17 protein-coding genes are annotated in these 20,544 nt (G+C 69.6%); 7 read left to right on the top strand and 10 right to left on the bottom strand.

Annotation, left to right across the window (positions count from 1 at the left end; translation table 11 throughout):
- Positions 1-105: 105 nt before the first annotated feature.
- A complete protein-coding gene (locus ACIOTO_RS18965) occupies positions 106-750 on the bottom strand; it encodes a bifunctional 4-hydroxy-2-oxoglutarate aldolase/2-dehydro-3-deoxy-phosphogluconate aldolase (RefSeq protein WP_400859038.1) in 645 nt (214 codons plus the stop codon).
- Positions 747-1,664 carry an SMP-30/gluconolactonase/LRE family protein gene (locus tag ACIOTO_RS18960; RefSeq protein WP_400859036.1) on the bottom strand — a complete coding sequence of 306 codons (918 nt, stop codon included), beginning with the start codon at positions 1,662-1,664 and terminating at the stop codon, positions 747-749. Before ACIOTO_RS18960 ends, ACIOTO_RS18965 begins: the two co-directional genes overlap by 4 nt.
- A gap of 112 nt (positions 1,665-1,776) precedes the next feature.
- Here ACIOTO_RS18960 and ACIOTO_RS18955 point away from each other — a divergent pair, with 112 nt between their 5' ends.
- Positions 1,777-2,694, top strand: a complete 918-nt coding sequence (locus ACIOTO_RS18955; RefSeq protein ID WP_091030893.1) for a dihydrodipicolinate synthase family protein — start codon at positions 1,777-1,779, stop codon at positions 2,692-2,694.
- On the top strand, positions 2,691-3,410 hold the full coding sequence (locus ACIOTO_RS18950; protein WP_400859034.1) for an SDR family NAD(P)-dependent oxidoreductase: 720 nt from the start codon (positions 2,691-2,693) through the stop codon (positions 3,408-3,410). The genes ACIOTO_RS18955 and ACIOTO_RS18950 overlap by 4 nt, the downstream gene beginning before the upstream one ends.
- 67 nt (positions 3,411-3,477) lie before the next feature.
- Here the strand turns inward: ACIOTO_RS18950 and ACIOTO_RS18945 are convergent, their stop codons facing one another.
- From ACIOTO_RS18945 to ACIOTO_RS18935, 3 genes are read right to left on the bottom strand one after another with little or no spacing between them, the layout of a single operon-like run.
- Positions 3,478-4,794 (bottom strand): extracellular solute-binding protein, encoded by a 1,317-nt coding sequence (locus ACIOTO_RS18945; protein ID WP_167634495.1) that lies wholly within the window; start codon positions 4,792-4,794, stop codon positions 3,478-3,480.
- Between the two features lie 52 nt (positions 4,795-4,846).
- Complete coding sequence (locus tag ACIOTO_RS18940; protein ID WP_105710904.1) at positions 4,847-5,704, bottom strand: carbohydrate ABC transporter permease; 858 nt, start codon at positions 5,702-5,704, stop codon at positions 4,847-4,849.
- On the bottom strand, positions 5,704-6,534 hold the full coding sequence (locus ACIOTO_RS18935; protein WP_231481692.1) for a carbohydrate ABC transporter permease: 831 nt from the start codon (positions 6,532-6,534) through the stop codon (positions 5,704-5,706). Before ACIOTO_RS18935 ends, ACIOTO_RS18940 begins: the two co-directional genes overlap by 1 nt.
- Positions 6,535-6,869: 335 nt before the next feature.
- On the opposite strand from ACIOTO_RS18935, the gene ACIOTO_RS18930 reads away from it, so the two are divergent.
- Both ACIOTO_RS18930 and ACIOTO_RS18925 read left to right on the top strand, forming a co-directional pair.
- Positions 6,870-7,673: an IclR family transcriptional regulator gene (locus ACIOTO_RS18930; protein WP_029273785.1), complete on the top strand. Its 804-nt coding sequence runs from the start codon at positions 6,870-6,872 to the stop codon at positions 7,671-7,673.
- Positions 7,674-7,755: 82 nt separating this feature from the next.
- A complete protein-coding gene (locus tag ACIOTO_RS18925) occupies positions 7,756-8,916 on the top strand; it encodes a mandelate racemase/muconate lactonizing enzyme family protein (protein ID WP_029262589.1) in 1,161 nt (386 codons plus the stop codon).
- A 72-nt stretch (positions 8,917-8,988) separates the two neighbouring features.
- Here ACIOTO_RS18925 and ACIOTO_RS18920 read toward each other — a convergent pair whose 3' ends face one another.
- Positions 8,989-12,999: a hypothetical protein gene (locus ACIOTO_RS18920; protein ID WP_400859031.1), complete on the bottom strand. Its 4,011-nt coding sequence runs from the start codon at positions 12,997-12,999 to the stop codon at positions 8,989-8,991.
- A 123-nt stretch (positions 13,000-13,122) separates the two neighbouring features.
- On the opposite strand from ACIOTO_RS18920, the gene ACIOTO_RS18915 reads away from it, so the two are divergent.
- The 3 genes from ACIOTO_RS18915 (at position 13,123) to ACIOTO_RS18905 (ending at position 16,427) form a co-directional block, all read left to right on the top strand.
- Positions 13,123-14,088: an acetylxylan esterase gene (locus ACIOTO_RS18915; RefSeq protein WP_400859030.1), complete on the top strand. Its 966-nt coding sequence runs from the start codon at positions 13,123-13,125 to the stop codon at positions 14,086-14,088.
- 75 nt (positions 14,089-14,163) lie between these two features.
- Positions 14,164-14,892 (top strand): response regulator transcription factor, encoded by a 729-nt coding sequence (locus tag ACIOTO_RS18910; protein WP_029262591.1) that lies wholly within the window; start codon positions 14,164-14,166, stop codon positions 14,890-14,892.
- A gap of 26 nt (positions 14,893-14,918) precedes the next feature.
- Positions 14,919-16,427: a sensor histidine kinase gene (locus ACIOTO_RS18905; RefSeq protein WP_400859028.1), complete on the top strand. Its 1,509-nt coding sequence runs from the start codon at positions 14,919-14,921 to the stop codon at positions 16,425-16,427.
- A gap of 23 nt (positions 16,428-16,450) precedes the next feature.
- Here the strand turns inward: ACIOTO_RS18905 and ACIOTO_RS18900 are convergent, their stop codons facing one another.
- The 4 genes from ACIOTO_RS18900 to ACIOTO_RS18885 all read right to left on the bottom strand — a co-directional run bounded on the left by ACIOTO_RS18900 (position 16,451) and on the right by ACIOTO_RS18885 (position 20,538).
- Entirely contained in the window at positions 16,451-18,025 is a 1,575-nt protein-coding gene (locus ACIOTO_RS18900; RefSeq protein WP_400859026.1) for an FAD-dependent oxidoreductase, read from the bottom strand.
- A gap of 15 nt (positions 18,026-18,040) precedes the next feature.
- Positions 18,041-18,922, bottom strand: a complete 882-nt coding sequence (locus tag ACIOTO_RS18895) for an FAD:protein FMN transferase (RefSeq protein ID WP_400859024.1) — start codon at positions 18,920-18,922, stop codon at positions 18,041-18,043.
- Between the two features lie 14 nt (positions 18,923-18,936).
- On the bottom strand, positions 18,937-19,410 hold the full coding sequence (locus ACIOTO_RS18890; protein WP_029262596.1) for an FMN-binding protein: 474 nt from the start codon (positions 19,408-19,410) through the stop codon (positions 18,937-18,939).
- Between the two features lie 93 nt (positions 19,411-19,503).
- Positions 19,504-20,538 carry a ribose-phosphate diphosphokinase gene (locus tag ACIOTO_RS18885; protein ID WP_262002564.1) on the bottom strand — a complete coding sequence of 345 codons (1,035 nt, stop codon included), beginning with the start codon at positions 20,536-20,538 and terminating at the stop codon, positions 19,504-19,506.
- Positions 20,539-20,544: the final 6 nt, after the last annotated feature.

Raw genomic sequence — 20,544 nt, 5'->3', positions numbered from 1 at the left:
TCCTTCCGCCGCGGCCATCGCGGGGGTGAGATCGACGTTAGGAAGCGCGCATTTGCGAGATCGAGGGACGGGTGATGAGGAACCTATGGAACGGGTGACCGGGGGTCAGGCGCCGTGCAGCGCCTCCACGAACGATCGGGCGCGAACGGCGAGAGCCGCGAGATCGCCGCCGGGCGTCGCGGCATCGCCGACGAGGGGTCCGCCGACCCCGATGCCGAACGCCCCCGCGGCCAGGTACTCGCCCACGGTGTCGACACTCACTCCGCCCACGGGGATGATCCGCGCATCGGGGAACGGATCGCGCACCGCGCGGATGAAGCCGGCTCCGAGCGCCGACGCGGGGAACAGCTTGACCGCGGCACTGCCGAGGTCGTGACCGCGCTGGATCTCCGTGGGCGTGTACACCCCGGGGAGCACGCCGATCCCCTGCGCGACCGCGTACTCGACCGAGGCGCTGAGGGTGGGCGTCACCATGAACTGCGCTCCGGCCGCTGCTGCGCGCTCCACATCGGCCTCGCTGAGCACGGTCCCGGCGCCGATCAGCGCCTCGTCCGGAGCGTCCTGCACGACCTGGGCGATCGCTTCCTCGGCGTCCGGCAGGGTGAGGGCGATCTCCAGCGTCACGACGCCCGCATCGATGAGCGTGCGCGCCGCGGCAACCGTCGCATCGACGTCGGTACCCCGGAGGATCGCGACGAGCCGCGTGATTCGCAGTCGCTCCCGGAGCTGCGCGTTGTCGACGGTGCTCACAGCCCCGCCTCCGCGACGGAACCGGCTGCGCTCACGACCGGAGCCGCACCCGCCCAGGGCCACGCCGGAATCCCGCCGACGTCGACCTGCACGCCGAGCAGCGCGCCGTCGGCCTCTCCGGGTGCTGCGAGTCCGATGCTCGCCGTCGTGATTACGAGCACCGAACCGACGAGGGCGACCGCGGTCGGTCGCTTCGCCGGGAGGGCGATCGTCTCCAGGAGTTCGCCCTCGGGCGAGTATCGACGCACTTCGGCGGCGTCCCACACCGCGACCCAGAGGCTGCCGTCGAGGTCGATGGTCATGCCGTCGGGGTTGCCGCCATCGACGCGGCACACCGTGCGGCGGTTCGACAGCGTGCCGTCGGGGGCCACGTCGAAGGCCTCGATGCTGCGGTGCGGCAGGGTGTCGATGTAATAGAGGGTGGATCCCGTCGGATCGAAGGCGAGGCCGTTCGACACGGTCACACCGTCGAGGCGTGCGACGGGGATGCCGTCGGCGCCGATGCTCCACAGCGTGCAGTGGGGATCCCGCGGCATCGACTGACTGCCCACCCAGAAGCGGCCGGAGGGGTCGCCGCCGCCGTCGTTCATGTAGTCGCCCGGTGCGGCGACGTCGCCAGTGAGCGCCGTGACGACCGCGTCGTCGCCGACGTGCACCACGCGGCGATCGACACCCACCAGCCATCCGGCACCCGGCTCCGCGAGCGGGATCGGGGCGCCGATCTGCGCACCGATGACGACCGCGGTCTCGGGGATCACCCTGCCGTGCTCGAGTCGACCGCGATGCAGCGACCCGGTGGCCATGTCGATCCAGGCGAGGCCGCCGTCGCGACCGTCCCAGCGCGGCGATTCGGCCTGCACGTAACGGGCGTCGGAGAGGATCTCGACGGTTCGGGAGGGCGGGGTGTGCGACATCCGGATCATCCTTCGCTGGTAGCTCGTAACCGTTATGTGGCAGACTATCTCACAATATGCATAACACTTGCGAGAAATGTGGACACACGATGATGAAGCGGGGAAACAGCTGATGGCTCCGACACTCCACGGCTTGATGCCCATTCTGGCGACTCCGTTCGACGAGACGGGCGCCCTCGACCGCGCGAGCCTGCGCCGACTGGTCGAGTTCCAGCTCGCGTCCGGCGTCGACGGCGTCGCCGTCTTCGGGATGGCGAGCGAGGGCTTCGCTCTCACGACCGAGGAGCGCCGCACGATCCTGGACGATGTCGTCCGGGTCGTCGACGGGCGGATCCCCGTGATCGCCGGCGTCAACGGCACCTCCACCGCGACGTCCATCGAGCAGTCCCTCCTCGCCGAGGAGGGCGGCGCGGATGCCCTCATGGTGCTCCCGCCGTTCATGGTGAAGCCGCCCGCTGGCACGCTCGTGGACTTCTACGGCGACGTGGCCGCCGCGACCACGCTCTCCGTCATGGTGCAGGATGCGCCCGGTGTCACCGGCGTGGCCATGGCGCCGAGCCTGATCGCCGAGATCGCCCGCCTCGACGGCGTCGATTCCGTCAAGGTCGAGGCGCCGCCGACCGCCCCCAAGGTCGGAGCGGTGGTCGCCGCGATCGAGGACCCCGACTTCGCGGTGCTCGGCGGTCAGAACGCCCAGTTCTGCCTGGAGGAGTACGCCAGGGGCGCGGTGGGCACGATGCCCGCCTGCGAGTTCCCCGACCTGCTCGGCCCCGTGCTCGCGCTGTTCACCGAGGGGCGCGTCGAGGAGGCCCGTGCCGAGTTCCGTCGTATGCTCCCTCTCGTGCTCATCGGTCTGCAGGGAGGCATCGCCTGGGCGGTGCACAAGGAGGTGCTCGTCGCACGCGGCGTGATCGACCATGCGACGGTGCGCTACCCCGCGTCGCGCCTGGACGCGGGCAGCCGCGCCTCGGTCAAGCTCGTGATCGACGAGCTCGCTCTTCCGCCGATCCCCGCCACGGTGCGCGTGTGACACGCCGCGGCGTGCTGCTGATCGGCGGCAGCTCCGACATCGGACTCGCGATCGCCCGCGCCTTCGTCGACGGCGGAGACGCCGTCGTCGGCGTGGGGCTCGAGGACTCGGCGGACCCGGTCTTCGAGCGCTACCTCGTCGCGGACTGCAGCGCGCCGGGGGCCGCCGACCGCGCCGTCGCCGACGCCGAGCTGGCTCTGGGCCGGCTCGACGTGGTGGTGCTCGCCGCGGGCCGCATGCCGATCGGGCGTGCCGAGGCCACGAGCGACGAAGACTGGCGCGGAGCGCTCGGCGCGACGCTGGACTCGGCGTTCTTCGTGGCGCGGGCGGCACTCCCCCGCCTCACGCGCGGATCGTCGATCGTCGCGGTCACCTCGGTGAACTCATCGCTCGCCGCCCCTGCCCTGCCCGCCTACGCGGCCGCCAAGGCGGGCGTGGACGGCCTCGTGCGGCAGCTGGCGCTCGACTACGGCCCCCAGGGCATCCGGGTCAACGCCGTGCAGCCGGGCAGCATCTCAGCCGCGGACACCGGTGAGAGCGAGGGCTACCCCCTCGGACGCATCGGCCGGCCGGAGGAGGTCGCGTCGGTCGTGGCATTCCTCGCTTCCGACGCCGCCTCCTTCGTCACGGGAACGTCCATCGCGGTCGACGGCGGCCTCTCGATCTCGTCCCCCGCAGCCTGGCTGAAGCCGGTCCTGCGGGATCGCTGGCTCTGATCCCGCAGTCCACACGACGAAGAAGGCCGCGTCCCCTTTCGGGACGCGGCCTTCTTCGTGCGGGGGCTCAGGCGTTGGAGTCGAGCAGCCCCTGGACTTCCTTCTTCAGCGCGTTGAGCCCGGCCTGGGCCTCGACCTGACCGGCGAGGATCGTCGCGACCCCGGCACCGATCGCGGCGTCGATCTGCGCCGTCACGGCGACACGGTCCCACGCGGCGCCACGAGCGTGCTCGGAGACCTCCGTGCGGAACGCGCCCTGGAACTTGTCGGCCGCGAGCGCCGGGATCTTGTCGGCGACGCTCTTGGCGGCCGGAGCCACGGCGGAGTTCTCGTACAGCGCCGTCGCCGCTTCGACGTTGGTCGCCGCGTAGAGGATGAAGTCGCGGCTGGTGAGCTCACCCTCGCCCGCCGTCGCGAACACGCCGCTGCCCCACGCCCGGTTGAAGGAGTCCTTGCCCCCGGCCGTCGGACGCGAGATAGCCCCGATGTTGTCGATGATGTTCTGCGCGGCGCCGTTCGTCTTGACGAAGGTCGAGGCGAGCGGGGCGTCGTCGTAGAGCGCGGCCCGGCCGCTGGCGAACAGGATGCGGGCATCGCTGCGGGCGACGTTCGTCTGGGTCAGACCCTGGTCCTGCAGGGACTTGTACCAGGTGACGGCCTCGACGCTCTCGGCGTCGCCCAGCGTGCACTTGAGGTCGTCTGTGACGACATCGCTGCCGAAGCCCCACATCCACGGCACGGAGTCCTTGAGGTCGGGGTTCTTGGTGACCGCGGCGTACGGGATCAGCGACTTGTCCTGCTTCTTGATCTTCTCGAGCGCGGTGGCGAACTGCTCCACCGTCATGCCCGACTTGATGCCGACGCTCTTCGCGATCTCGCCGTTGGTGATGATGCCGATGCCGGCGGCCGTGAGCGGCAGCACGAGCAGCTTGCCGTCCATCGTGTAGGAGTCGAGCACGCCCTGCGGGATGCCGAGCCCCTTCGCGAGGTCGGTGAGGTCGGCGAGCACGTTCATCGGCGTGAGGACCTGCCATCCGCCCGACTGGCCGACGCCCATGAGGTTGCCGGAGCGCCCGGTCAGGGCGAGCTGCGTGGCCGCCTGGTCGTACGGGTAGATGACCGGGGCGACCTTGACGCCCTCCTTCTTGGAGAACCCGTCGAGGATCCCCTGCCACGCGGACTTCAGCGCCTCCTCGCCGAGCGAGTTGCCGTAGAAGTTGATGGTCTTCGCGGCCGTCGCAGCACCGGCCGAGGCCCCTCCGGCACCGGCGCCGGGGGCGGCGGGCGTTGCACACCCGGCGAGCGCGAGGGCACCGAATGCGGCGAGCACGGTGCCGCCTCCGAGGAAGGCTCGGCGGCTCAACTGTGAGTTCGAGATGGTCATGGAGACTGCTCCTTCGAGGTGATGGGGGTAGAGCTGTTCGGGAGACGCATGGCTACCCCTTGACGGCTCCGGCGGCGAGGCCGGAGACGAAGTAGCGCTGCAGGAGGACGAAGATGATGACGAGCGGGAGCGACGTGATGAGGGACGCCGCCATGAGCGCCGGCCAGTCGGCCGTGCCCTCGCGGATGAACGCCTGGGTCAGACCTGCCGGCAGCGTCTGCTTGTCGGGGCCGGCGAGCGTGAGGGCAAAGAGGAGATCGCTCCAGCCGCGCATGAAGGCGAACATGCCCGCGGTGATGAGGCCGGGGACCACGAGCGGGAACACGATGCGGAACATCGTCCCGGTGCGGGAGAGACCGTCGACCTTGGCCGCCTCGAGGATGTCGTCGGGGAGGGCGTCGATGATGCCCTTCAGCAGGAACACCGCGAGCGGCAGGGTGAACGTCGTGAACGAAATGATCAGCGCCGTGTAGGTGTACAGCAGTCCGGCCGAGCTCAGCATCAGGTACAGCGAGATGAGCAGCAGCGCACCGGGGATGAGCTGACCGATGAGGAACATGAACATGATCGCGTTGCGGCCGCGGTAGCGGAACTTCGACAGCGAGTACGCCATCAGACCGCCGACGAGCACCGCGAGCAGTGCCGTGCCGGTGGAGACGATGATGCTGTTCAGCAGGTTCTTCAGCAGGAGGTCGTTCTGGAAGAAGCCGATGAAGTTCTCGAACGTGGGGTCGACCGGGAAGAACGGCCGATCCAGGGAGAAGACGTCCTCCTTCTTCGTGAACGCCGTCGCCGTGAGCCAGTAGACCGGCAGCAGGCCGAACAGGGCCAGCAGCAGGAGCAGCACGCGCCCCGGGATGGACAGGTGGGGGCGGATGATCGACTCCCCCACATCGCGACTACGGCGCATCACTTCTCCAGCCGTCGGTTGAGGAACAGGTATCCGCTCGTGATGATCGCGAGCAGGACGAGCCAGAGGGCGCCCATGGCGGAGGCCTTGCCGAGTTCGTAGCTGCCGAAGGCGAGGTCGTAGAGGCTGACCGCGAGCGTCGTGGTCGAGTTGCCCGGCCCACCGCCGGTCATCACGAAGATGGTGTCGAAGTTGCCGAAGTTGTAGATGAACTCGAGCACCGCGACGAGGGTGACGGGGCCGGCGATGTGCGGCAGGGAGATGTGACGGAACCGCTGGGCGCGCGTGGCGCCGTCGATGGTGGCGGCCTCGATCTGCTCGCTCGGCAGGGTCTGCAGCACCGCGAGGGCGACGACCATGATCCAGGGGAACGAGTGCCAGGTCTTGGCGATGACCACCGCGGCCATCGCGCCGGTGGGGGTGCCGAGCATGCTGACCTCGGGGAGCCCGAAAATCGAGAGCACGTGGTTGACGACGCCGTAGCTGTCGTTGAAGATCCACGCCCAGAGGAAGGAGACGACCACGCCGGGCAGCAGCCAGGGCAGCATGAGCGCGCCGCGCAGGATGTTGCGTCCGCGCATGCGGGCGTTCAGCAGCAGCGCGAGGGCGACGCCGAGGATGAGTGGGAAGACCGTCGCGAGCGAGGCGAACACCAGGGTGGTGCCGAGACGGGCGAAGAACTCGTCCCAGACGGCCACGTAGTTGTCGAGGCCGACGAACGTGCGCTCCGGGCGGAGCAGCGACTGGTCGTACAGGCTGGTCCAGATGCTCGACACGAGAGGGAAGATCGCGATCACGAGGAACAGGAGGACCGCGGGAAGTGCGATCATGAAACCGAAGGTGCGGTCCTTCGCCCCCAACGTGGAGCGCCGCCCTGAGCGAGGCTCGACGGCCTTCTGCTCGCTCTCTGCGGGCCGCTCGAGTATGGCTTGTTGCATTGCAGTCACTTTCCAGTAGAGACGACCCCGGAGGGCCCTGCGCATCGTCGTCACAGTCGTCGACGTCGACGTGCGGCCAGTTAACCACAATGCGGATGCGAAATCCACAAAATGCATAAGACACCCACATTTGTGTTGCTCGAAGCCATTTCGCTGAATAGGATGACTGGCAACGGCGACGAGCCGCGGTCGCGCAGATGCGGCCACATCACCAAGGAGGAGTCACCATGGCGTCGGAATCGGTAGGCGGCACGCAGACCGTCGAACGGGCGATGTCGTTGCTCGCATGCTTCACGGAGGAATCCGGCGAGCTGAGGGTCTCCGAGCTCTGCACGCTGACCGGCCTCGGCCAGTCGACGGTCTCTCGCATGATGTCGGCACTCGACCGCATGAAGTTCGTGGTGCAGGACGCCCGCACGGGCCTGTACCGCCTCGGCCCCGCGGCGGTGTCGCTGGGCACGGTCGCGATCAACGGCTCCCCCATCTTCCGCGCCTCGCGGCAGATCGCGCAGAACCTGGCGCGCCGCATCGAGATCGGCGTCAACGTGGCCGAGCTCAGCGGCTTCACCTTCACCTACCTCTGCAACTTCGAAGGCGCCCTGGCGCCGAAGTCGTTCGCCATGGCGGGCCGCACCGGACCGCTGCACGCCACCGGCATCGGCAAGGCCCTGCTGTCGGGCATGTCCGATGCACAGGTCGACGAGTACTTCGCGCAGACGCCGCAGCGCTTCACGCCGCACACGATCGTGGACCGCGCGGCGATGCAGACCGCCCTCGACGAGACGCGCAGCCGCGGCTACGCGACCGAGATCGAGGAGCTCGCCTTCGGTCGCGCCTGCATCGCCGCACCGATCCGCAACCGGGCGGGTGAGATCGTCGCGGGCATCTCTGCCAGCGGCCCCCTCTCCGTGCTCGACCTGCACGAACCGCATCAGGAGCTCGCCCTGCAGCTCATCGAAGCCGCCGACGAGATCTCGGTGGCCCTCGGGTACAGCCCGTCCCGCACCGCTTCAGCGTTCGCGGCACTCTGACCCTCGGCCGCACTGCGGCTTCCCCCTCTGACGACGGCACCTGCCGCCGGCCGTTCGACCACCCCGTCTATTGGAGACCCCAGTGAGAATCACGCGCGTCCAGACCTTCCCCCTCTACCTGTCGAAGGAGGATGCGAACAACTCGTACGCCGGCGACACCGCCGTGGATCACCGCGGGTACGTCATCCGTCCGCCGTGGCGGAGCCTGTACTCCCCCGGCTACGAGACGCTGCTCGTGAAGATCGAGACCGATGAGGGTCTGGTCGGCTGGGGCGAGGCTCTCGCCCCCGTGGCCCCGGTCGTCGCCGCGGCCATCGTCGACAACCTGCTCACCCCGCTCATCCTCGGCGAGGACCCGCGCTCGGTGCGCACGCTGTGGCACCGCATGACGGAGTCGATGCGCGAGCGCGGACACCTCACCGGGCACCAGGCCGACGCCATGGCCGCCGTCGACATCGCGCTGTGGGACCTCTGGGGCCACGCCACCGGCCTCTCGGTCTCCGAGCTCGCCGGCGGGCGCTTCCACGAGGTGCTGCCGACCTACGTCTCGGGCATCCGCGGTGTCGACGACGTCGAGCGCGCCGAGAAGACGGCGGAGCTCGTGGAGGGCGGCGTCCGCCGCATCAAGCTGCACCTGGGTGTCGACATCCGCACCGACCTGGCGACCTACGACGCCGTCCGCGGTGTGCACCCCGATCTCGACGTCGCGCTCGATGCGCACTGGACGTACCGGCTCGGCGAGGCGCGTGCGCTCGGCCGCGAGCTGGACGACCGGCGCGCATGGTTCTTCGAGGCGCCGCTCGCCCCGGAGGACGTGGAGGGGCACCGCGATCTCGCGACCGCTCTCGCCACCCCGATCGCGATCGGTGAGGCCATGCGCAGCCGCTTCGAGTTCACGGACTGGCTCACCCGCCGCGCGGTCGGCCTCACGCAGCCCGACATCGGCCGCACCGGTATCACCGAAGGCCTCGCGATCGCCGCGGTCTCCGATGCCTTCCACGTGCCGGTCGCGCCGCACCACTCCGCCGCATTCGGCATCGCGATGGCCGCCGGCGTGCATGTCGCGGCGAGCGCCGCGTCGCTCCTCGCCTTCGAGTACCAGCCGTTCACCCTTCCCGTCGCCAACCGCCTGCTGACGACCCCGCTCGAGGTGCGCGCAGACGGCGGGTTCGTCGTGCCGACCGGCCCCGGGCTCGGCGTGACCGTCGACGAGGACGCGATCCAGGAGTACGTGCGGCACTGATCCGCAGCGACATCCGACGAAGAACGGGTGGGTGGGCCGGATCTCTCCGGCCCACCCACCCGTTCTTTCGCGTCAGTTCCCGATGCGCACGAACTGTGCGGCGCTGACCCGGTGGATGCTGGTGTTGCGGACTTCGAGTCGGACCGTGCCGGTGGCCCCGGCGGCGTAGCGGAACGAGCCCAGCGAACGCCAGGCCGCCGCGCCCTGCGTCTGGTCCACGATGACCTCGGAGCTGCCGTCCTGATGCTCCACGACGTAGGCCGCCGAGGTCGTGGTCGTCGAGTTCGTGGGGTACCAGACCGAGACGCGGTAGAGCCCGGCGTCCGGCAGCTCCACGTTCCACGTCACCGTGCTGCCCACCGAGTCGGAGTCGCTGTACCGCGTCCTGGTGCCGTTCCATCCCGAGAGTCCACTGGGGTACCAGTTGCCGGACTCCAGATAGCCGGGCCACGGGGACTGGGTGTGCGCGATGACGCCCTCGTCGGCGACGCGCACGAGCACACCCCGGCGCAGGGTCTGATCGAGACGCGCCTCGAACCGCGTCGATGATCCAGGCGCGACGCCCGAACCCGCGGTCACCGTCCAGGTGTGGGTGAGATCGGATCGCGGGGGCACTGTGATGCTCGTGCTCTGCTGCCCCACACTCCACCCGCTGACGCCGTACAGCGCGAGCGTGCCCTGCAGCGGGGTGACGCCCGTGTTGATGACGAGCGCGGTGAGCTTGGCGACGGCGCCCGGTCCGCTGACGATCTCGACGTCGGAGGTGAGTGACACCAGCCGTCGACGGTCGATCACCTCGATCGCGGCCGCGCGCAGCTGCACCGGATCCTCCCCCGCGACCGTCACGTTCGCGGTGACATCGACCTCGCCGAGCTCCGCGTTCGTCGCGATGATCGCCGCCGATTCCACCCGCGCGGAGCCCTCCGCGGGGACCGTGATCGCCGGTACGGTGCCGTCGAGCTGCCACCCCGCCGGCAGGGCCACCGCGATGTCGCCGGTGATCGGGTCGCCGGTCGCGTTGCGCACCTCGAAGATCAACGGCACGCGGTCCCCGGCCGTACCCGTCGCCTGCGCGATCACGTCGCCCACGATTCCGGAGTTGGCTCCGGTGATCCGGGCGGGCAGCCGCAGGGTCACCTCTTCGGTCGTCGTCCCGCCCGTGGTGATCGTGTACCGGAATTTGTCGGTGAGGTCGTCTACCGGGATCGTCCACTCGTAGGGATACGCCTTCGCGGGAGCCTGCTTCGCCGGCTTCCCGCCGATGCGATACGACAGCGTCGCCTGCTGCTCAGTGTCGATCTGCACGTAGGCGTCGTAGCCCTGTCCGTCGGGCCGCACCAGGAGCATCCCGCGGGCGATCCCGTAGTCGGTGGCGGGGTCGGTGTCGACCTCGTGGAAGCTGTCGCGGCCATGATCGGCCACGTCGTCGAACGGCAGCCCGGGGCGCTGCACGTCCACGTTCCGGATGACGAGGGCGACGAGCCCGCGCGCCGGCACAGTGACGGTGACCCGACCGTTGACGGCCGCGCCGGTGGACCGGCTGCCGTTCGCGGTCACCAGCTCGACGGCACCCGAGAAACCTCGGGGAATGCCCGTGAGCTCGGTGGCGAGGTCGACGATCACCTGCTGCGCCGCACCGGCGGAGTTGGTGAGGCTGACGTAGAGAGCATCGTTGCCGACGCCGCCGATCCAGTTGACGAGCGGATTGGAGACCGAGATCAGCCCCGCAGGGAGATAGGGCCAGACGCCGTCCTCGCCGAAGAAGGTCCCCGGGGCGTGGCCGTAGGCGAAGAACTTGAAGTAGGCGAAGTCGGCCTCGAACACGTGCGGGAACTCGATCGCCCCGCCGCTGCGGTGGAAGCTCTCACTGAGCAGGTAGTCCATCGCGAGGCCGAGCTGCGCGGGGGCGTGATGGAAGTAGTACCCGGTGATGCCCACCGGACCGCTCGTCGCGAAGTCGGGCTTCATGTGCGCGACCTGGAACTGTCGGCCGTAGTAGCCGGGATAGGTCGTGAACCGGCCGATCACCATGTTGTGGGCGATGTCGGCCAGCAGCTCGTCGCCGGTGTGATGCGCCAGTCGCAGCAGGGCACCCGCCCAGCACGGGTTGAACACATAGCCCCCGCCCGGGTTGGTCAGTGTGCTGACGCCGAGCTTGAACGACGACAGCGCCTCGAACGTGAGACCCGAGGGAGACACGTACCAGGCCGGGACGGTCTCGGTCGGCACGTTCGTGGTCGGATACGACGGCAGCGACGAACGCGACTCCCAGTCGTACTGCTGCTTGATCACGTGGCCGGCCGGCACCGTGACCGTGCCACCCGGAACCGGGCGGACCGCCGTCTGCGTGATGAAGCGCTGCACCTCCCGGTACGCACCGTCGAGGAACTCGGCCTCACCCGTCGCCTCAAACATCTCGAGCAGGTCGACCCAGTACTTCGAGAAGCTGTACGCGAACCCGCCGGGCGGCTGACCGTTGCTGCGGTACGGCTCCAGGATCTGCTCCTGCGAGTAGCGGCGGGCGATCAACGTCGCCTCCGCCAGGTACGCCGGATCCCCGGTGACCCGGTACGTCGCGAGGGCGTTCGAGAACGGCGCCCTGCTCTGCCCCACGACGCCGGCCTTGGTCGCCTTCACTGCGAGCCGCTGGATGCCGGCGTTGCGGCCGTGCGTGAGCTGGTAGAGCGACGCCAGGTTCACGGCATCCGTGGGGATCCTGCCGATGCGGTACTGGCTCGTGTCGTTGTAGACAGGGCTCCCGATCATCGGTGTATGCCCGATGCCCTTGCGGGAGAGCTGGTACTCGACGAGCGGTCGGGCACGGCGGTCGTAGAGGGTTCCGTCGGCGGTGCCGGTGAGATAGTGCGCCGAGAGCACGACGCCACTGGCCGCGGCGCGCACGGCATCCTCGTTCTCCACGTCGACGAACCCCTTGGCGCGATTCCACCAGCCGGAGTACGAGGGGATGTAGTCGGTCGAGTCGTCGCCGTCGGGTTCCACCGCGATCAGTGCCGCCATCGCGTGCACGGCGTCGGTGAGCGAGCGGTCGTAGACGTTGCTGCGGTAGGCGGTCAGCCCGTACTCGTTGCGGCACAGCTGTGCGTACGTGCCGTACAGCGTGTCCGGGCGTGCCGCGAGGCCGAACGCGAATCCGCGCTGCTCGCCGACGGCCATGGCCGTGCGCAGCCCGGGCTGCGGCGCGTACATGCTGGGCACGATGTCGAGGCTGTCGTTGCGCAGACTCATCCCGTAAGGCTGTCGGTCGGCCATCAGCTGCCGCTCGTGCACGAACTCGGCCACCTCGGCGGGCAGGTACACGCCCGAGGTGACAGCCACATCGCCCACGGCGTACTGGGTCAGCGCCATCGGCGCGAAGAGCTCCCAGGCGCCCAGGGGCGCGGATCCGTCGAGCACCGAGAGCGCGTGCTGATACGACCCGCACAGCACCTCGTCGAGGTCGTCGAGGGACTTCGCGTCCTGGCTCTGGTATCCGACGATGTAGTCACCGGCGGTCTTGGCCGTCAGCACGTAGTGCGCCTCGGGATGGGCGCCCTCCAGCCGCCAGCGGACGACCAGGTCGACGTCGTCCGTGCTCGTGGTCAGCTCGATGGCCTGCGAGCCGAGCACCTGGTACGACGTGAAGCCGAGCCAGCTCGGTGCGAGCGGCCCGTACAGCTCGGGCGCGCTGCCCGACGGCAGTGTCCCCTCCAGCACCAGCCACTGCTCGTCGAAGCGGTGCGCGGGGTCGGTGATCTGCAGCCAGCCGCCGTTGTGCGCGACCTCGAGGTCGCGCACGATCGTGGCCCCGCCGTCCCAGGTCGCCTGGAAGAAGGTCATCCGGTGGTTCTGTCCGACCAGCTGCGCGACCTGCGTGAACGCGAGATTCGGCTTGTCGAGGCGCCGGAGGGCGTCGGCGTACGCACCGGTGGTCGTCGTGAGCTCCGTCGCCGCTGCCGGGGCCGCACCATATGACGACCCGAGCACCGGGGGAAGCACTCCCGCGATCACGAGTGCGCGCAGCACGGAGCGTCGGCTCCACAGCAGAGGATTGTCTTCGGCTCCATCGCCAGGCATTGAATCCATGATGCACATACTGCAATCCGTATGCGATCATGTCAATGCGTCGGCCTTCCGGGCCACGGCGCCGCCTCGTCGTGCCACGCCGGTAACGTCGAGCAGGCAGAACCACCCGAAAGGACACGTGCGGTGCCCCAGGATCCTCCCGCCGAGCTGACCGAGTACTCGTTGAGCGCGCTGCTGACCCCGCCCGCGTCGCCCGTCGAACCGGACGACTTCGACGACTTCTGGGGCGCGACCTTCGAGGAGTTCGGCACGGGTCTCGTCTCGTGGGAAACCACCCGCGAACTCCCGCCGACCGCGACGCACCGAATCTCGGAGATCCGCTTCCGCTCCGCGGCCGATGAGGACGCCGCGGCCTACGTCATGCTGCCGCACACGCTCGGGAGTGCACCTCGCGGGCTCGTCGTCGGACACGGCTACGGGGGCCGCGCAGCACCCGACCTCGACCGGGTGCCCGACGACACGGCCGCGATCTTCCCGGTCGCACCCGGGACGCACGCCGGCACCGCGAGCCGCTTCCCCGCCCTCCCTGACGAGCATGTCCTCGCCGGGATCGCCCACCGCGACACCTACTCGCACCGCTTCAGTGCGGCGGACATCTGGCGTGCGGCCACCGTGCTGCTCGAGATGGTGCCCGCAGCGGCGGGTGCCCTCGACTTCAGCGGCGGCAGCTTCGGCGGCGGCATCGGCGCGATGGCCCTCCCCTGGGACGCCCGCTTCCGCCGCGGCGTGCTGGACGTGCCGAGCTTCGGTGACCACGACGTGCGGCTCACGCGGAAATGCACCGGGAGCGGGGAGGCCGTGCGTCAGCATCTGCTCCGGCACCCCGAGGACCGCCCGGTGCTCGACTACTTCGACGCGGCGATCGCGGCACGGAGGCTGCGGCTTCCCGTGCACGTGACCGCGGCGGTGCAGGATCCGGCCGTCGACCCCCGGGGCCAGTTCGCGGTCTACCACGCGCTGACCGGGCCGCGTCGCCTGAGCGTCCGCGCCGCAGGGCACCTTCCCGGCGAGATCGGCGAACTGTCGGACCGGCTCGCGCTGCAGGCCGGCATCGACTTCCTCGCCCTCCCCGACGAGCGGCTGGCATGACCACGCGCCACGCCTCCCAGACAACACATAGCGATCTCCATAGAAATCACATAGGAGATTCCGCAGAATAGGGGTATGACCAGCGACCTGCCCGAACTGCGCCGCCCCGACGGCACCCCCCTGCGCATCCTCGCCGTCGACGACGAGCAGATGCTGACCGACCTGCTCGCGATGGCCCTGCGCATGGAGGGCTGGGAGGTGCGCACGGCCTCGTCCGGCATGGAGGCGCTCCAGGTCGCGCGGGAGTTCGAACCCGACGCGCTCGTGCTCGACATCATGATGCCCGACCTCGACGGCATGTCCGTGTTGAAGCGGCTGCGCGAGTCGGGGAACCTCGTCCCGGTGCTGTTCCTCACCGCCAAGGATGCCGTGGGCGACCGCGTCGCCGGCCTCACCGCCGGCGGTGACGACTACGTCACCAAGCCGTTCAGCCTGGAAGAGGTCATCGCCCGGCTGCGCGCGATCATCCGCCGCACCGGCCACGCGACCACCGACGACGGGCAGTCGATCCTGCGCGTCGCCGACCTCACGCTCAACGAGGACAGCCACGAGGTCGTGCGCGACGGCACCGAGATCGAGCTCACCGCTACCGAGTTCGAGCTGCTCCGCTACCTCATGCGCAACGAGCGACGGGTGCTGTCGAAGGCCCAGATCCTCGACCGGGTCTGGAGCTACGACTTCGGCGGCAAGTCCTCCGTCGTCGAGCTGTACATCTCGTACCTGCGCAAGAAGATCGATGCCGGTCGCACGCCGCTGCTGCACACCGTCCGCGGCGTCGGCTACATGATCAAGGCTCCGCAGTGAGCTCTGCGACGATGATGAGACGGCCGATGAGCCTGCAGACACGGCTGATGACCGCCGTGATCGGGTTCGTGTCGCTGATCCTCATCATCGTCGCCGTCATCACCAGCGCCACGCTGGGCAAGACCATGGAGGACCAGCTCGACCAGAAGCTGAACAACAGCGCGCACGCGCTGGTGGGCGTCACCGAGGCCTTCGCCCCGTCGGCGGCGACCGCACAGAACGTCCTCCTGGCCGGTCGCTACTCTCCGCCGGCCGGGCTGCTGTTCGTCGTCTCGAGCCCGGTGACCGGCTTCAGCGGGGCCCTCGTGAAGAGCACCGCCGCCGACGAGCTCACGGGAACCCTGCAGCCGTTGACCGGCGAGCAGCTGAGCGAAATCGCGGCGGCGTTGAAGGGTACGTCCGTCGCCACGGTCTCCCTCACCGACCTCGGCTCGTATCGGGTCATGGCACTGCCCTCGAACAACGGCGTCCTCGCGGTGACCGGGCTCCCCCGCGACGAGATCCAGAGCCAGCTCACGCAGCTGCTCACCGTGATCGCCCTCGCCACCATCGGCGGTCTGATCCTGCTGGCGCTGACCACCGCGATCACCATCCGGGTGAGCCTGCGCCCGCTCCGCGCCGTCGCGGTCACCGCGACCAGGGTCGCGAACCAGCAGCTCGATCGCGGTGAGGTCACGATCACCGAGCGCGTGCCGGCATCCGAAGCCGATCCGCGCACCGAGACCGGCCTGGTCGGCGCCTCACTGAACAAACTCCTCGACCACGTCAACGCCTCGCTGGCCTCGCGTCAGAAGAACGAGGAGCGGATGCGCCGGTTCGTCGCCGATGCCAGTCATGAGCTGCGCACGCCACTCGCCTCCATCCGCGGGTACTCGGAACTGTCGCTGCGCGCCCTGCATCAGCGTCCGGCTTCGGAGCAGGGTCCGGAAGTCATCGAGGGCACGACCTCGTCGCTCGAACGCATCCAGGCGCAGTCCCTGCGGATGACCCGTCTCGTCGAGGACCTGCTGCTGCTCGCACGGCTCGACGAGGGGCAGGAGCTGGTCTACGGCACCGTCGACCTCACCCAGCTGGCGCTCGAAGGACTCTCGGATGCGCGGCCGACGGCGGCCGACCACCACTGGAGCATCGAGGTGCCGGACGAGCCCGTCACCGTCGTCGGCGATGCCGGACGGATGCACCAGGTCGTCGCGAACCTCCTCGCGAACGCCCGGACGCACACGCCGGCGGGCACCAGGATCACCCTGAGCGTCGCGCGAGAGGGCGCGGACGCCGTGCTGCGCGTGCACGACGACGGCCCCGGCATCGACCCCGCCATCCGCGACGAGCTCTTCGCGCGCTTCGCCCGCGGCGACAGCTCCCGGGCTCGCCAGACCGGGGGAACCGGACTGGGCCTCGCGATCGTCAAGGCCATCGTCGAGGGCCACCACGGGACGATCTCCGTGGCCAGCGAGCCCGGCGACACGACCTTCACCGTGCGCATCCCGGTCAACCCTGCGGCCGCGGCCGCCGAAGACGACGCGTCCGAGGCCTGACGGCCGGCCGGCCGTGAGCCGGATCAGTACCCGGCGAAGGCATCGGTCGTGAGGGCGCGGGCCTTCTGCAGTGCGGGGGCGAGATCGGCGATGAGGCGCGGGGGTCCGGAGATGAACGCGTGGCGGGTGCCGAGGTCGGGGACGGTGCGCTCCAGCGTCTCGGCGTCCAGTCGCGCTCCCTGCGCCCAGGTCCAGTGCGCGGGCAGGTCGAGTGGCTCGTCGCGGGTGAACACGACCGTGCGCACCCCCGTCGCGGCGAGCTCATCACGGAAGGCGAGCTCGGAAGCCTCGGACGCCACGTACACGAGCACCACGTCGCGCTGCTGCCCCACGGCCTGGAGCTGACGCAGCTGGGACACGAACGGCGTGACGCCGATGCCCGCGGCGACCATCAGCACCGGGTGATCGCTGCGCGGCAGGATGAAGTCACCCCAGGTGCCCGTGACCGCGAACGTCGCGCCCGGCTCGGCCGCGGCGAGAGCCCGCTTGTAGCTCGACGGATGCTTCTGGTCGCCGTTCTTGTAGGCGATGCGCAGCGTGGGCAGGTCGGCCGGCGCCGACACGATGCTGAACTCGCGACGGGTGCCGCGCGCGTCGGGGCGGTGATGCGGGACGTCCAGCTCGAGGTACTGACCCGGCAGGAACCGGACCCGCCCCTTGGCCCGGAACGTCAGCTCCTGCGCGGTCGGGGTGATGAACTCGCGACGCTCGAGCACGAGTCGCACCGACCCCCGCAGCGCGAACGCGAAGGCCACCAGGTTTCCGATCAGGAGCGCCCGCTCCTGGCCGAGCGTGAACAGGCCGGCGACCGAGATCGGCCATCCGGCGAGCAGACCCACCACGACGGCCACCACGAGCTGCTGGCGGCGACGCGGGGGCAGGGTCAGCGGCTCGGAGAGCATGAACGCCCCGAGGAACAGGAACGGCGACTGCAGCACCGCGAACTGCAACGCGGTGAGCACGTCGAAGCCGATGTCGAACTGCACGGCCTGCACGGCCTGACGCACGACCGAGGTGGCGACGGCGACCAGCACGAACACCAGCACCACCCGCACCTTCTCGGTGCGCCACAGCACCGCGAGGCCGAGGAGGAGCACGGGGATCGTCAGCACCGGCGTCCCGACCCACCAGGACGACGAGGTGCCCAGCCACTCGAACGCCCCGAAAGCCCCGAGGATCGAGACGACGGCCGCACCGAACGCCGCCGGGTTGAAGATGTGCCGACCGCGCCATGCGATCAGGTACTTCGACACACTCGCCACGGCTCCGGCGAGGGCGAGTCCGAGGAGCGCGCCGATTTCGAGACCCGGGCGGAGCACGAACAGCAGGATGAGGGCCGTGACGAGGGAGGATTCGATACGCCACGGGAGTCGGAGGATGCGCTGGGCCGCGGCGTCGACGGCCGAGATCACGATCGCGAGCACCAGGAACGACGCCAGCATCTCGAGCGGCGTGGGCGAGACGATCACGCCGAGCAGCGAGAGCACGAACGCGATCACCGCCAGGGCGATCAGCGCGAACAGCACGAGGCGATACATCGACAGCGAGCCCAGGACCGCGAGGACCCGCTGGCGTGCGGCGGCGAATGAGGTGATCACGTTCTCCACTCTTCCCTAGTTCGGCGCCGCGGGGCGCGTGTTCGCCCCCGCGATGAACAGTTCCGCGGGGCATCCCGGCGAGTGCTGCACCCGGCCGTCGGTGCTCATCCGCACCCATTCCACGCCCCAGGCGCCGGCGAGCTCCGGTCCGCCGTCGAAGAACAGCGCGGTCGAGACGGCATCCGCCGTCATCGCGTCGGGAGCCAGTGCCCAGGTCGCCGCCCAGGTGCGCACCGGAAGCCCCGTGCGGGCGTCGAGCACGTGGTGCAGTCCGCTCCCCCACGCCCGCCGGTTCACCGCGGAGGCGCACAGCGCCTGATCGCGCACCTCGACGACGCCGATCGCCTTGGTCGCGTCGTACGGATGCTCGAGCCCGATGCGCACACCGGCACCCCGCACCCGGATGTCGCCGCCGGCATCGACCACCACATCGCCCGGAACGTCCCCGAGCATGTCCATCACGAGGTCGACCAGTCGCCCCTTGCCGAGGGCGCCGACGTCGAGGAGGGCAGGGGCGGATGCCGCGACCTCGTCGGTCGTCCACGACACCTGCTCCTGCCAGGCCTCCGGAGCACGCACCGGGTCACCGCCGACGAGCGAATAGCCCGCGTCGTACCCCAGGGCTTCGAGACTCGCCGCCACGAGCGGGTTGACCGCGCCGCCCGTCGCCGCCGAGAGCTCGCGGTAGGCGTCGAGCATCGGAGCGGCGTCCGGTGAGGCGAACGAGCCGCCCTCCCGTCCGAGCCGCGTCACCGCGGAGCCGTCACGGAATCGGGACCACTCGCGGTCGAAGCGCTCGATCTCGGCGTCGACCGCCGCACGCGCCGGGTCCGCGAGCGGATCCGTGGTCTCGATCTCCCAGCGCGTTCCGATCGCCTCGAAGCGCCAGCTCGCCATGCGGCCTCAGGCGCCTAGGAGGCCGCCTGCTCCTTGATCGACTCGACCGCGTCGTTGAAGCCGCCGCTGGTGAGCGACGAGCCGGCGACCCGGCTGACATTCAGCTCGTCGATCGACTTGCCCTCGACCTCGTCCGCGATGCCGTCGATGAACTGGCCCTGGTACTGCTCGGTCTCAGGTGCCTGCGGGTCGCCCGTGACCTCGACGTCGGTCACGACGCCGTCGGCGAGGGTCAGCGTGACGGAGATCTGCTCGACCGTCTCGGGTGTCTGGTACGAACCGTCGGCCGTGTAGGTGCCGTCTGCGTAGGTGGCGGTCGCGTCGCCGCCCGAGGACTCCGAGGAGCCGGCGTCGGGCGTGCTGCCGGTGTCGTTCGGGGTGTCACCCGCGTCGGCGGTGCCGGAGCACCCGGCGAGGACGAACAGGCCCGCGATCCCGAGGATGGCGGAACCCTTGCGGACAGAGGTCGGTACGGTCGTGCGGATCATGCTGGTCCTCCCGGCGCGGTGTCGTTCGACGGGTTCGTCGACCCTTCGACCGTAAGCACCGTGTCTATGCGCGGGCTGTGCCGTGACGATGCGTTACGCGTCGCCACCGAACATGCTCGTCACGGAGCCGTCTTCGAAGACCTCGTGGATGGCGCGGGCGAGCAGCGGCGCGATCGGGAGGATCGTGAGGTTGTCCCAGCGACGCGACTCGGTGAGCGGGATCGTGTCGGTGATGACGACCTCGTCGATCGACGAGTCCTGCAGACGATCGGATGCCGGGTCGCTGAAGATCGCATGGGTCGCCGCGACGATCACACGGTGCGCCCCGGCCGCCTTGAGCGCCTGGGCGGCCTTGACGATCGTGCCACCGGTGTCGATCATGTCGTCTACGAGGAGGCAGGTGCGCCCCTCGACGGTTCCGACGATCTCGTGCACCGAGACCTGGTTGGCCACCTTCGGGTCACGACGCTTGTGGATGATGGCGAGCGGGGCACCGAGGCTGTCCGACCAGGTGTCGGCGACGCGCACACGACCCATGTCGGGCGAGACGACGGTGAGGATCTCGCGGTCCGCCGGCGAGAGCGTGCGCTGGAAGTAATCCAGCAGCACGGGCTTGGCGAACAGGTGGTCGACGGGTCCGTCGAAGAAGCCCTGGATCTGCGCCGCATGCAGGTCGACGCTCATGACGCGATCGGCACCGGCGGTCTTCAGCAGGTCGGCGACGAGGCGGGCGCTGATCGGCTCGCGTCCGCGGCCCTTCTTGTCCTGACGCGAATACGGGTAGTACGGAGCCACGACGGTGATGCGCTTGGCCGACGCGCGCTTGGCGGCGTCGATCATGATGAGCGTCTCCATGAGCCACTCGTTGACCGGCTCGCCGAACGTCTGGATCAGGAAGAGATCGACGCCGCGGATCGAGACCTCGAAGCGGGCGTAGATCTCACCGGAGGCGAACGTGCGGTGCTCGACGGGGGCGATCTCCGTGCCGAGCGCCTCGGCGACGGCCGCCGTGAGCTCAGGGTGCGAGCGCCCGCCCGCGACGACGAGTCGCTTCTTCGTCTTCGCGATGATGCCGGGAGCCACGCCGTTGTCGCGATCCAGATCGACCGTCTTCTTCTTGCGCGCCATGCTCCG

This window comes from Microbacterium sp. NPDC087592, from assembly GCF_044743585.1.
Taxonomy (GTDB): Bacteria; Actinomycetota; Actinomycetes; order Actinomycetales; family Microbacteriaceae; genus Microbacterium.
The sequence above is the reverse complement of the archived record's forward strand: the minus strand, read 5'-3'. Positions and strand labels throughout refer to the sequence as shown.

What these genes read in the sequence shown, in the direction of transcription:
- ACIOTO_RS18960 (WP_400859036.1), bottom strand. Translation starts at nt 1,664, where the DNA reads ATGTCGCACACCCCGCCCTCCCGAACCGTCGAGATCCTCTCCGACGCC.
- ACIOTO_RS18955 (WP_091030893.1), top strand. Translation starts at nt 1,777, where the DNA reads ATGGCTCCGACACTCCACGGCTTGATGCCCATTCTGGCGACTCCGTTC.
- ACIOTO_RS18945 (WP_167634495.1), bottom strand. Translation starts at nt 4,794, where the DNA reads ATGACCATCTCGAACTCACAGTTGAGCCGCCGAGCCTTCCTCGGAGGC.
- ACIOTO_RS18940 (WP_105710904.1), bottom strand. Translation starts at nt 5,704, where the DNA reads ATGCGCCGTAGTCGCGATGTGGGGGAGTCGATCATCCGCCCCCACCTG.
- ACIOTO_RS18935 (WP_231481692.1), bottom strand. Translation starts at nt 6,534, where the DNA reads ATGATCGCACTTCCCGCGGTCCTCCTGTTCCTCGTGATCGCGATCTTC.
- ACIOTO_RS18930 (WP_029273785.1), top strand. Translation starts at nt 6,870, where the DNA reads ATGGCGTCGGAATCGGTAGGCGGCACGCAGACCGTCGAACGGGCGATG.
- ACIOTO_RS18920 (WP_400859031.1), bottom strand. Translation starts at nt 12,999, where the DNA reads ATGGATTCAATGCCTGGCGATGGAGCCGAAGACAATCCTCTGCTGTGG.
- ACIOTO_RS18910 (WP_029262591.1), top strand. Translation starts at nt 14,164, where the DNA reads ATGACCAGCGACCTGCCCGAACTGCGCCGCCCCGACGGCACCCCCCTG.
- ACIOTO_RS18905 (WP_400859028.1), top strand. Translation starts at nt 14,919, where the DNA reads ATGAGCCTGCAGACACGGCTGATGACCGCCGTGATCGGGTTCGTGTCG.
- ACIOTO_RS18895 (WP_400859024.1), bottom strand. Translation starts at nt 18,922, where the DNA reads ATGGCGAGCTGGCGCTTCGAGGCGATCGGAACGCGCTGGGAGATCGAG.
- ACIOTO_RS18890 (WP_029262596.1), bottom strand. Translation starts at nt 19,410, where the DNA reads ATGATCCGCACGACCGTACCGACCTCTGTCCGCAAGGGTTCCGCCATC.
- ACIOTO_RS18885 (WP_262002564.1), bottom strand. Translation starts at nt 20,538, where the DNA reads ATGGCGCGCAAGAAGAAGACGGTCGATCTGGATCGCGACAACGGCGTG.